Source organism: Pseudomonas sp. 10S4 (assembly GCF_034344865.1).
GTDB lineage: Bacteria > Pseudomonadota > Gammaproteobacteria > Pseudomonadales > Pseudomonadaceae > Aquipseudomonas.
Map to the genome: position 1 here is coordinate 6,957,604 of NZ_CP133774.1, position 13,203 is coordinate 6,970,806.

The 13,203-nt window shown below is 62.1% G+C and carries 1 pseudogene; it reads right to left on the bottom strand.

The features are described from left to right. Positions 1 to 69 precede the first annotated feature (69 nt). A pseudogene (locus RHM58_RS32410) lies at positions 70 to 13,055 on the bottom strand (non-ribosomal peptide synthetase). Positions 13,056 to 13,203: the final 148 nt, after the last annotated feature.

Consider the following 13,203-nt stretch of genomic DNA (forward strand, 5'->3'; position numbering starts at 1 on the left):
CCACATTGGAATGCGTTCCCCTGTGGGAGCGGGCTTGCTCGCGAAGAGGCCGGTACAGGCGCCAGAGAACTACAGCCCCTCCAACTCCGCCATCAGATCATTCAGTCGATCAACTTTCTCTTCGGTGATGTCACTCGCCGCCAACCCCTCGATGTATTCGGCCAACGCTTCCACCGTGCTGCACTCGAACATTGCCCGCAGCGGCACGTTACGTTGCAGGGCTTTTTGCACCCGCGAGGCGATTTGTGTCGCCAGCAGCGAATGGCCGCCCAGCTCGAAAAAATTGTCGCGAATGCCGACTTTCTCCACCTTCAACACTTCAGCCCAAATGTCAGCCAGGGTCTGCTCCAGTTCATTGCGAGAGGCCAGATAATCCTGGCTCTGCAACTGGCCAATCTCCAGCGCCGGCAGCGCCTTGCGATCAAGTTTGCCGTTGGCGTTCAGCGGCATTTTTTCGAGCCACAACCAGTGCAGCGGCACCATGTATTCCGGCAATTCGGCGCGCAGACGTTGCTTGATACGCTCCAGTCGTTCACTCGGGTTGAGCGCTGAATTCGCCGCGACCAGATAGCCGACCAAGTGCTTGCCGTTTACACCTTCTTGCACGCCAACCGCCGCATCGCGAACTTCCGGTTGTTCGTACAGGCGCGCTTCGATTTCCCCCAACTCGATGCGGTAACCGCGAATCTTCACCTGATGATCGATGCGGCCAACGTATTCCAACACGCCGTCACTGCGCCGACGGGCCAGGTCGCCGGTGCGATACAACCGGTCACCGGGCTCGCCAAACGGGTTCGGCACAAACACTTGGGCGGTGCGCAGCGGATCACTGACATAACCGCGACCGACGCCGGTCCCCGCGACGCACAACTCACCCACCGCACCCAACGGCACCAGTTCCAGCGCGCCATCGAGCAGGTACAAACGGTTGTTGTCGGTTGGCGTACCAATCGGCAAATAACTGCCGCGGGTCGAGGCCATGTCGACGCGGAAGAACGCCACATCGTCCGAGCATTCCGCCGGGCCATAGGCGTTGACCAGCCCGATACCCGGGTAGCGCAGCAACCATTGGTGTGCCAGTTCCGGCGGCATCGCTTCACCGGTCGGCAGCATCCAGCGCAGGCCGTCGAGGCTCATGCGGTCCTGGGCGAGCATGCCCTGGATCAGCGACGGCACGCTTTCGAGCACGGTGATGCCCTGGCTCTGGACGTGAGCCAACAAGCCCTGCGGATCATGGGCGATGGTGTTCGGCACGATGTCTACCCGCGCGCCGAACAGCGGCGCGGCGAGGAACTGCCAGACCGAAATATCGAAACTTTGCGAGGCGGTTTGCGCAATCACATCCGCAGCGCTCAGGCTCAGGTACGGCACCTTGCTCAACTGGTTATTGAGCATGCCGCGCTGCTCGACCATCACACCTTTCGGCAAACCGGTGGAGCCCGAGGTATAGATCACGTAGGCCAGGTTATCCGGCCCGCTGTAGATGCCCGGGTTTTGCACCGAGGCATCACTCGCCTGCACCTCCTCCCAGACCAGCAATCGAGGTCGATGGGCGCAACCAAACTCTTCCAGCAACGCCACCGCTTGTTCACGGCAAGCCTTAGTGCAGACCAGCAACGGTGTATGACTCAGGTCGATGATCCGGCTCAAACGCTGGCTCGGCAGCGCTGGGTCCAGCGGCAGGTAACCGGCACCGGCCTTGAAGCTGCCGATGATCATGCCGAGCAGATCGAGGTTACGTTCCGCCAGCAACGCCACCGGTTGATCCAGCCCGACGCCGGCCGCGATCAACGCATGACCGAGGCGGTTACTGCGCTGGTTCAGCTCGACGTAACTGTGCAGACGGTCGAGGCAACTGGCGGCGATGCGCTGCGGATGCTGGGCAACCTGGGCTTCGAACAACTCGACGTAGCTTTGCTCCAGCGGGTAGTCGTGTTCGCTCTGGTTACAGCCGTGGATCAAGAAGTCCTGCTCCTCCGCGCCCAGCAACGGCAAGTCAGCCATGTCGCCATGGAAGCCCGCTACCAACGCCAGCAGCAAACGCTTGAACTCACCGAGCATGCGCTCGACCGTGGATTCGTCGAAATAGCGCTGATCGTAGGACAGGTGCAAACCGAGGTCATCGCCCGGATAGCAAACCGCCGTCAGCGGGAAGTTGGTGTGGGTGCGACCCGAATCCGAGCGTGGCGTTGAGGCTTTGCGCACGGTCCAGCACCGAGACTTCCACCGGAGCGTTTTCGAACACGAACAGGCTGTCGAACAGCGGCTGGCCCTTGGGCAGTTCGCTGTTTTCCTGAATCGTTACCAGCGGCAGGTATTCGTACTCACGTAGTTGCATGTTGTTGTCGAGCAAACCGCTGAGCCACTGACGCACGCTGCAACGCTGATCGTCTTCCGGCATCTTCACCCGCAGCGCGATGCTGTTGATGAACAGCCCGACGGTGCGCTGCATCTGCGGCATGTCCACCGGGCGCCCGGCCACCGTGACACCGAACAGCACGTCGCGATCACCGCTCAAGCGTCGCAGCACCAAGGCCCACGCCGCTTGGGCGAAGGTGTTGATGGTCAACTGATGAGCCTGGGCCAGTTCACGCAGTTGCGCACCGTCCCGGGCATCGAGTCGGGTGTAGCGGTCGCCCACCACCATGCCGCCGCTGTCGCCAGCGTGTTCACGCAGGAACGGCCGGTCACTTGGTATCGGCGTGGTCCGCTCAAAGCCTTGCAGGTTGGTTTTCCACCACTGCCGCGCTTCGGCAAGGCTTTGGCGTTGCAGCCAGCCGATGTAGTCGCGATAACGCGGCGGCACGGCCAACTGTGCTTCGCGCCCTTCGTCTAGCGCCGTGTAGATTTCGAAGAAATCGTTCATCAGCAGCGAGCGACACCACGCATCGATCAAGATGTGGTGGTTGCTCATCATGAACCAGTAACGCGCCTCGCCAACCTTGATCAAACGCAGGTGGAACGGTGCCTGGTTGAGCAGATCGAACCCGGCTTCACGCTCACTTTTGAGCAGCACTTGCAGCTTCGGTTCTTGCTCGGCATCGGCAATTGCAGTCCAGTCGAGGTACTCGATGGGCGTGCTGCCTGGCTTGTGGATCACTTGCAGCATGTCTTCGCCGACGTTCCAGCAGAACGAGGCGCGCAAGGCTTCGTGACGGGCGATCACCGCTTGCCAGGCCTGGGCGAAACGCTCGGGGTCGAGTTCGCTGTTGATGCGGTAGCGGTCCTGCATGTAGTAGAGGCCGGTGCCCGGTTCCAGCAAAGTGTGCAGTAGCATGCCTTCCTGCATCGGGGTCAGCGGGTAGACGTCTTCGATGACGGCCGCCGGGATCGGCAGTGCATCGAGTTGCGGCTGGGTCAGTCTGGCCAGCGGGAAGTCCGACGGCGTCAGGCCTCCGGCATCGTCTTGCAGGCAATGCTCGATCAGGCTTTGCAACTCACCGACGTAAGCCTGCGCCAGGTCGCTGATGGTTTGCGAGTCGTGGCGTTCGGCGCTGAAGGTCCAGCGCAGCACCAGTTCACCGCCGTAAACCTGACTGTCGACGCTCAGTTCATTAGGCAGCGGCGCGTGTGGATCATGGGCGGCGCCGACCGGCTCATCGAGCGGACGGAACAAGGCGTGCGCACCGAAACTCTGGTCGAACTGGCCGAGGTAGTTGAAGGTGATCGGCGCCACCGGCAACGCGGCCAGGGTCTGGCGGCACAGCTCATCGGCGAGGTAACGCAGCGCGCCATAGCCCAGACCTTTGTGCGGCACGGCGCGCAGTTGTTCCTTGATCGCTTTGATCGAGGCGCCCTGCTCGTCCATTGGCACCAAGCGCAGTGGGTAAGCACTGGTGAACCAACCGACGGTGCGAGTCAGGTCGATCTCGTCGAACAGGGTTTCGCGGCCGTGCCCCTCGAGTTGAATCAACGCCGATTCATGGCCGCTCCAGCGGCACATGACCCGGGCCAATGCAGTCAGCAATAAGTCGTTGACCTGCGTGCGATACGCGGCCGGTGCCAGTTGCAGCAATTGCCGGGTGCGCTCGACATCCAGCCGCACACTGACGGTTTGTGCATGACGATTTTGCTGGCCGCCCTGGGGGCGATCACACGGCAGACCGGCGCTTGACCCGGCCAGTTGCGCCTGCCACCAGCCCAGTTCTTCGCGCAGTGATTCGCTGCCGGCATAGGCCTGCAAGCGTGCGGCCCAGTCCTTGAAGGCACTGGTTTTGGCCGGCAATTTGACCGACTGCTGAGCATCGAGTTGACGGTAGACCGTTTGCAGATCGTCCAGCAGCACTCGCCACGAAACGCCGTCCACCACCAAGTGGTGAATGGCGATGAACAACCGTTGTTGGCCTTCAGGTCCATCGACCAGCAAGGCACGCATCAGTGGCCCTTGCTCCAGATCCAGACTGCGCTGGGCATCAGCGAACAGCGCCGTGCACTTGCCCATCGATGCGACGCGAATCTGCCACAGCACTGGGATGTCATTGACCGCTTGGTGTTCGGCGTGCCATTGCGCGCCGGATTGGGTGAAGCGCAGGCGCAAGGCGTCGTGTTGTTCGATCACCGCCAGCAGCGATTGCTCCAGGCGTTGGGGCTCCAGCGCCACGGTGGGTTCCAGCAGCAATGCCTGGTTCCAGTGCTGACGCTCGGGGATGTCGGTGTCGAAGAACCAGTGCTGGATCGGCGTCAAACGCGATTCACCGGTGAGCAAACCTTGCTCGGCGGTGACCTGCTCGGTGCGGGTCGCCACGGCGGCGAGGGTTTGCACGGTCTGGTGCTGGAACAGATCACGCGGACTGAAGTGAATGCCCTGCTGCCGCGCCCGGCTGACCACCTGGATCGACAGAATCGAGTCGCCGCCCAGTTCGAAGAAGTTGTCGTTGAGGCCGACCTGCGCGACGTTCAGCACTTCACACCAGATGCCGGCCAATGTCAGCTCCAGCTCATTGCTCGGCGCCACGTAGTGCTGACGGTTCAACTCCGGGTCCGGTGCCGGCAGTGCGCGGCGGTCAAGTTTACCGTTGGCTGTGAGCGGCATGCTCGCCAGCAGGATCAGATGCGTCGGCACCATGTAGTCCGGCAGCTGGGATTTGAGGTGAGCCTTCAATGCTTCGCGCAATGCGGATTGTTGCGCTTCCTCCTGTTCGGCGACGTCGGTGACTAGGTAGCCAACCAATTGTTTGCCGCTTGGGGCATCCAACGCCAGAACCACGGCTTCACGGATCGACGCATGTTCCAGCAGACGGGTTTCAATCTCGCCCAGTTCAATGCGGAAACCGCGAATTTTCACCTGATGGTCGATACGACCGAGGTACTCGACCAAACCGTCATCACGCTGACGCACCAAGTCGCCAGTGCGATAGATGCGCCCGCCGTTATCAGCAAACGGATCCGCCACAAAACGCTCGGCGGTCATGCCCGCCCGCCCGTGATAACCCTGGGCCAGACCGGCACCGCCGACGTACAACTCGCCGGTCGCGCCTTGCGGCACCAAGGCCAGGTCGGCGTCGAGAATGTAAGCCACCCGCGCGCCAATCACGCTGCCAATCGGCACGCTGCCCAACCCTTCTTCCAATTCCTCAGGCGCAAGACTGGCCAGTGGCATGACCACAGTTTCAGTCGGGCCGTAAGCGTTAAAGAACACACTCGGTTTGAACGCCGCGCGAATCCGCGACAAGTGTTCGCCGGTCAGGGCTTCGCCGCCGGTGATGCACATGCGCACCGGCAAGGTTTCGCCCTGGGTCGCCAGCCACTGCGCCAACTGACTGCCGTAACTGGGGGTGAAGCCGAGGATGTTGATCTGATGCCTACGAATCAGGCCGCAGATTTCTTCAGCGTCCCATTGCCCTTGAGCGCGCAACACCACTTGGGCACCGCTCAACAGCGGCACCAACAGACGCTCGGTGGCGGCGTCGAAGTTGATTGAATAGAAGTGCAGTTCGCAGTCGTCGGGGCGCATGCCGAAACGCTCGATCACCGCTTGGCAGTGCATGGCGATTTCGCCGTGGGACACCACCACGCCTTTCGGTTTGCCGGTGGAGCCGGAGGTGTAAATCAGGTACGCCTGATGCTGCGGCAGGCTGATAAACGGCAGCTCGCTGGCCGGGTAGTTGGCCAGTTCGGCGGTGTCTTCTTCGAGGCACCAGAGGGCTACGGTCGATGGCAATTCACCGAGGGCCTTGAACATCGCCGCGTCGCTGAGCAGCAGACCAATGCCGCTGTCTTCGATCATGTAATGCAGGCGATCGAGCGGGTATTCCGGGTCCAGCGGCACGTAAGCGCCGCCAGCCTTGAGGATCGCCAACAGGCCGATGACCATTTCCAGCGAACGTTCCAGCGCCAGGCCCACCCGCACTTGCGGGCCGACACCGCGCTCGCGCAGCATCCAGGCCAGGCGATTGGCGCGGCTGTCGAGTTCGGCGTAACTCAGGGTTTGCCCGGCGAAAGTCAGGGCCGGCGCGTCTTTGCGGGCCAACGCTTGTTCGCTGAACAGGTGATGAATGCACTGGTCCAGACGCTGCTCGCCCGGCTCGATGCCGAGGGCTGTCCAGCAGGTTTTTCTGTTCCGTGGTTTCAAGCAACGGCAGTTCACTGAGGCGTTGTTGCGGATCGGCCAGCAAGGCCTCCAGCAGGTTGCGCCAGTGCCCTGCCATCCGTGCAATGCGCGGTTCATCGAACAAATCGGTGCTGTAAGTCAGGCAGCAACCGAGTCGATGATCGAGGTCGGTGACTTCCAGGTTGAGGTCGAACTTGGTCGCCCGGGCATCGTTGGCCAGGTACTCGACGGTCATGCCGGCCAGCGTGCGGCTCTGCTGGAATTCCCAGCGCTGGACGTTGCACATCACCTGGAACAACGGGTTGTAAGCGGCGCTGCGCGGTGGCTGCAAGGCTTCCACCAGATGATCGAACGGCAGGTCCTGATGGGACTGACCTTCGATCACGGTGTGGCGAACCTGCTCGAACAACTCACCGACGGACATCTGTCCGTCGAGCTGGCAACGCAGCACTTGGGTGTTGAGGAACGCGCCGATCAGCCCTTCGCTTTCCGGGCGAATGCGGTTAGCTACCGGCGCGCCGATGCGCAGATCAGTCTGGCCGCTGTAGCGGTAAAGCAGCACGGCCAGGGCGGCGGTCATGGTCATGAACAGGGTCAGACCGTTTTGCGCATTGAAGGCACGAACCCGTGCAGCTAGCTCATCGCTCAGGTCGAAACGGAACAGTTCGCCCTGATGGCTTTGCACCGGTGGACGCGGACGGTCGGCAGGCAATTCCAGCAACGGATGTTCGCGACCGAGTTGCCCGGTCCAGTAGTCGAGTTGGCGTTGACGCTCGCCGGATTCCAGCCACTGCCGCTGCCAGACGCTGTAATCCAGATATTGCACTGGCAGCGGTTCCAGCGGCGACTCGCGGTCATCGACGAAGGCTTCGTAAAGCGCGCTCAGTTCACGGGCGAAGATGTCCATCGCCCAGCCTTCGGTGACGATGTGGTGCAAGGTCAACACCAAGTAGTGTTCCTCCTCGCCGGTCTTGACCAGACAGGCGCGCAGCAGCGGGCCGGTTTCCAGATCGAATGGCTTGTGCGCCTCATCGTCCGCCAGTTGCTGGACCTGCCACTCGCGGCCGTCGGCATCCAGAGAGGTAAAGTCCTTCCAGTCCATGCGCATGCCGGTGTCGACGTGCACCTGTTGCCGGGCCACGCCATCGACGCTCGGGAACGTGGTGCGCAGGGTTTCGTGACGGATGATCAGCGCTTGCAGCGCCGCTTCGAAACGCCCGACATCCAGCACCCCGCGCAACCGCGCCATGCCGCCGACGTTATAGGCCGGGCTGTCCGGCTCCATTTGCCAAAGGAACCACATGCGCTGCTGGGAATAGGACAGCGGCACCGGTTGGCTGCGATCGACTTTCTCGATCGGCGGCTGCTGGTTGGTTTTACCGCTGGCCTGGATCAACCGGACCTGTTCGGCGAACACCCCCAGCTCACTGTTTTCGAACAGCGCCCGCAGCGGCAATTCGACGTCGCAGGTTTGACGGGTGCGGGAAATGATTTGTGTGGCTAACAGCGAATGACCGCCAAGGGCGAAGAAATCGTCGCGCAGACCGATCTGGTTTTGGCCCAATACTTGGCGCCAGATGCAGGCGATTTGTTGCTCAAGTGCGCTGACCGGTTCGACGTGTTCACGAACCTGCCACTGCGGTTCCGGCAAGGCGCGGCGGTCGAGTTTACCGCTCGGGCTCAACGGCATTTCATCCAGACGCATCAGTTGCGCAGGGACCATGTATTCCGGCAGCTCGGCAACCAGCGCAGTGTTCAGGCGCTGATTTTGCACATCGATGTCTTCCGAGGAATCGGTGGTGGTGTAGTAACCGATCAACTGCCCGCCAGCGGCTGTTTCGCGCACCAGCACCACAGCTTGAGCGACGCCGTCCTGAGCCAGCAGGCGTGCTTCGATTTCTTCCGGCTCAACCCGGAAGCCACGCAGTTTGACCTGCTGATCGAGGCGCCCGAGGTATTCGATCACGCCATCAGTTGTCCAGCGTGCCCGGTCGCCGGTGCGGTACAGCCGCGCGCCCTGCTCGCCCAATGGATCGACGACAAAACGTTCGGCAGTCAGGGACGGACGACCGAGGTAGCCTCGGGCCAGGCCGATACCGCTGATGCACAGCTCTCCCGGCACGCCAGCCGGTACAGGATTGAGGTCGTTATCGAGCACGCGGCAGACCACGTTGCCCAACGGCCGGCCAATCGGCGAGCGCTCCCCATCGGCGCTGGTGCAATGCCAATGGGTGACGTTGATCGCGGTTTCGGTCGGGCCGTAACGGTTATGCAATTGCACCGCTGGCAGTTGCTCAAGTACGCGGTTGCGCAGTTCGGCGGGCAAGGCTTCGCCGCCGGAGAACACCCGGTGCAGGCTGGTGCATTCGGCGGTCAGTGGCTCTTCGATAAACAGCGCCAACAGTGGCGGGACGAAGTGCAGCGTGGTCACGCCATACTGCTGAACCAGTTGCGCAATGCGATGTGGGTCGCGGTGTTCGCCGGGCCCGGCAATCAGCAAACGCGCGCCTGTGATCAACGGCCAGAAGCACTCCCACACCGACACGTCGAAACTGATTGGCGCTTTTTGCATCAGCACATCGGTTTCATTCAGACGATAAGTGGTCTGCATCCATTGCAGGCGTTCAGCGAGGGCCGCGTGGGTGTTGCCGACCCCTTTCGGCTGACCGGTGGAGCCCGAGGTGTAAATCACGTAGGCCAGGTTGTCGCCGTGCAGGTGCAGGCCCGGTGCCTGGCTCGGCCAGTTCTCCAGGTGCAGAGCGTCCATGGCGATCACGCTGACGCCGTCGGTCGCTGGCAAGCGGTCGAGCAATTCGGTCTGGGTCAGCAGTAATTCGACGCCGCTGTCGCTGAGCATGTAGGCCAGGCGATCAGCCGGGTAATCCGGGTCCAGCGGCACGTAGGCGCCGCCGGCCTTGATGATCGCCAGCAGGCCGATCAACAGCTGCGGCGAACGCTCGGCGGCGATGGCCACGCACACATCCGGGCCGACACCTTTGTCGCGCAGGTAATGGGCCAGACGGTTGGCCTGGGCGTGCAATTCGGCGAAGTCCAGTTGACCGCCATCCCAGATCAGCGCGTTGCGTTCCGGGGTCTGGCGCAGTTGTTCATTGAGCAGCTCTGGCAGCCATTGGCTGGCGGGTGAGCACGGGGCCGCACTCCACGAATTTTGCTGATCGTGCTCGCACGGGGTCAGTAGTTGAAGGTCGCCGATGGCCTGTTGTGGCCGCTCGCAGACTTCACGCAGCAGGTTAGTGAAGTGCTCGGCCAGACGCTCGATGGTCGCGGCATCGAACAGTTCGCTGGCGTAATCGAAGGACAGGCTCAGCCGACCATTTCGGTCTTCTTCGCTGTGCAATTGCAGGTCGAACTTGGCTTCGCGGCTGTGCCACGGCAATTCTTCGGCCAGCAGTCCCGGCAAACGGCGCAGTGCGCCCAAGTCCCGTTGCTGGTGGTTGAACATGACCTGGAACAAACCGGATTCCCGAGCTTGCGCGAAGGCTTCGAGCAGTTGCTCGAACGGCAGGTCCTGATGGGCTTGCGCGCCCAACGCGGCTTGGCGGGTTTGCGCCAGCAGCTCAACGAATGGCAGCCGTGAATCAACCTCGGCGCGCAGAACCTGGGTGTTGATGAAGAAGCCGATCAGCCCTTGGGTTTCCAGGCGCGGACGGTTGGCGTTCGGCACGCCAATGCGAATGTCACGCTGGCCGCTGTAGCGGTGCAGCAGACTTTGGAACGCACTGAGCAACAGCATGAATGGCGTGGCTTCGTGGGCCTGGGCAGTCTGGCGGATCGCCTCGCTCAAGCTCACGCCCAAACGCACGGTATGCCGCGCGGCGCTGTGTGTCTGTTGCGCGGAACGTGGATGATCGGTGGCCAGGTTCAGCACCGGATATTCATCGCCCAACTGGTTTTTCCAGTAGGCCAGTTGCCGCTCGCCCTCGCCTTGCGCCAGCCATTGGCGCTGCCAACTGCCGTAGTCGGCGTATTGAGTCGGCAATGCCGGGAGGGTCGCTTTTTGCCCTTGGGATGCCGCTGCGTACAGGCGCGAGAACTCGTCGATCAATACGTTCAGCGACCAGCCGTCGGCGATGATGTGGTGCATCGTCACCAGCAACTGATGGTCCTCGTCGTCGAGGCGCACCAGGGTTACCCACAGCAGCGGGCCTTTTTCCAGGTCGAACTGGGTGTGCGCTTCGTCCTCACGAATTTGTTGCGCACGAGCCTCTCGTTCGGCAGCGGGCAGGTCGCTGATGTCGATCAATTGCAGGTTGAATTCACCGGCCGCATCGACCTTTTGCAGCGCCACGCCGGCACGCTCGAAGAAGCGCGTGCGCAGGGATTCGTGGCGTTCGATCAACTGTTGGAAACTGGCACGCAGCGCGTCTTCGTCCAGCTCGCCACGCAGACGCAAGGCGCCGGGAATGTTGTAGGCGCTGCTCTGCGAATCAAGTTGCCAGGTGATCCACAGACGGTTTTGCGCCAGGGATTGCGGCATCGCTTCGGTGCGCGACAACGCGGTGATCGTGCCTTGGGCGAGGCCGCCGTCCTGTTGCAGTCGAGCGACAGCATCAGCGAAGGCGCCGAGGGTCGGGGCCTCGAACAGCAGGCGCAGGTTCAGCTCCAGGCCGAGTTCTTCACGCAAACGCGCAACCACTTGGGTGGCGGCGATGGAGTTACCGCCGAGCAGGAAGAAGTGGTCGTCGGCGTTGACCTGTTTGACGCAGAGTTGCTCGCACCAGATCTTCGAGATCAGGCTTTGCATCTCGGAAGCGGATTGCGCTGAGGACTCGCTTTCAATGTTTGCCGACGGGAACAACGCATAGCTGTCGAGGCTGCCGTCCGCCAGACGATTGCGGCACGCCGAGCGTTGCAGTTTGCCGCTGGAGGTCTTCGGCAACGCACCCGGATTGAGCAGCACCACCACGCTCGGCGCTTCCTGATACGCCTCGGCCACCGCTTGGCGGATGGCTTTGATCAGCGCCTCGGGCGGGAGGATTTTCTGCACGCTGCGGCTGATTTCCGCAGCAATGCCGATGCCTTCCTGGCCGTCGATATTGACGGCGAATGCAGCGACGCGACCTTTGCGCACCACTTCCACTTCGCGCTCGATGGTTCGCTCGATGTCTTGCGGATACAGGTTGTGGCCGCGAACGATCAGCATGTCTTTCAGGCGCCCGGTGATAAACAGTTCATCGTCACGCATAAAGCCCAGGTCACCGGTGCGCAGCCAGGTGCGGCCGGCATACTGAACGAAGGTTTTGGCGCTGGCCTCGGGGTTGCGCCAGTAGCCGTGGGCGATGCTCGGCCCGGTGGCCCAGACTTCGCCAACGGCGTTATCCGCCAGTTCGGTGAGCACAAGCGGATCGATGATTAGCACCGCGTGATCCGGCTGGCTGACGCCGCAACTCATGATCGCTGCGCCCTCGCCCGGTTCGGCACGGTTTTGTGCCAAGGCCTGATCGTCCACCTTCAGGTTACCGATGCCTTGACCGCGAGGCGTGCCGGCCACGAACAGCGTGGCTTCCGCCAAACCGTAAGACGCCATGAAGCTGTCCGGGGTGAAGCCGCACGTCGCGAACTTCTCGGCGAAGCGTTCCAGCGTATCAAGACGAATCGGCTCGGACCCGGAATACGCCACGCGCCAGCCGCTCAGGTCGAGGCGTTCCAGCGCCGATTCGCTGACCCGCTCGCTGCACAGCCGATAGGCAAAGTCCGGCCCGCCGCTGATGGTGCCACCGTATTCGCTGATCGCTTCGAGCCAGCGCAACGGCCGGCCGAGGAAGTAGGCCGGCGACATCAACACGCATGGCACGCCACTGAAAACCGGCTGCAACAGGCCGCCAATCAGGCCCATGTCGTGGTACAGCGGCAACCAGCTGACGATCACATCGTCCGGGTTCAGATCAATGCCGAAGCCATGGCGGATCAGCAGTTCATTGGCCACCAGATTGCCGTGGCTGACTTGCACACCTTTAGGCAACGCGGTGGAACCGGAGGTGTATTGCAGGAAGGCGATGTGGTCGTCTTCAAGGTCAGGCGCAATCCAACCATCAGCCAGCGCAGCGTCGAGGGTATCGACGCAGAGCAACGGTGGTGCCCCGTCGATTTGCAGCAAGGCATCGCGCAGGCCGACGCTGGTCAGCAGCAAGCGCGGCTCGGCATCGCTGATGATCGACAGCAGACGTTCCTGGTGATGACGCTTGGTCGACTCCGGCGGATAGGCCGGCACCGCAATCACTCCGGCATACAGGCAACCAAAAAACGCCGCGACGTAATCCGGGCCGCTGGGAAACAGCAGCACCGCGCGATCACCCAATGCAGCCTCGGACTGCAACGCGCCGGCAATGGTCCGCGCCCGCTGATCTAGCTCGCGATAACTGAGCACTACGGCCTGATCCGGGGTTTCAGCGAGAAACCGCAAAGCCACGCGGTCCGGCGTCAGGGCCGCGCGGCGCTGAAGGGCTTGGACCAGTGTGCTGGGGAGTTCGAACGCGTCGGTCATGAGGTTTCCTGCCTGAATTCGGCTTGCAAGTTGAAATCGGTTTTCGTACGTCACGCTCATTTAGAGGGCGTGCAGGACGCGGTCTTCGCCGACCGCGCAAGGCTTGGGAATGCTGTTGTGGCCGGAACGTATCCGGACCCATTCACCA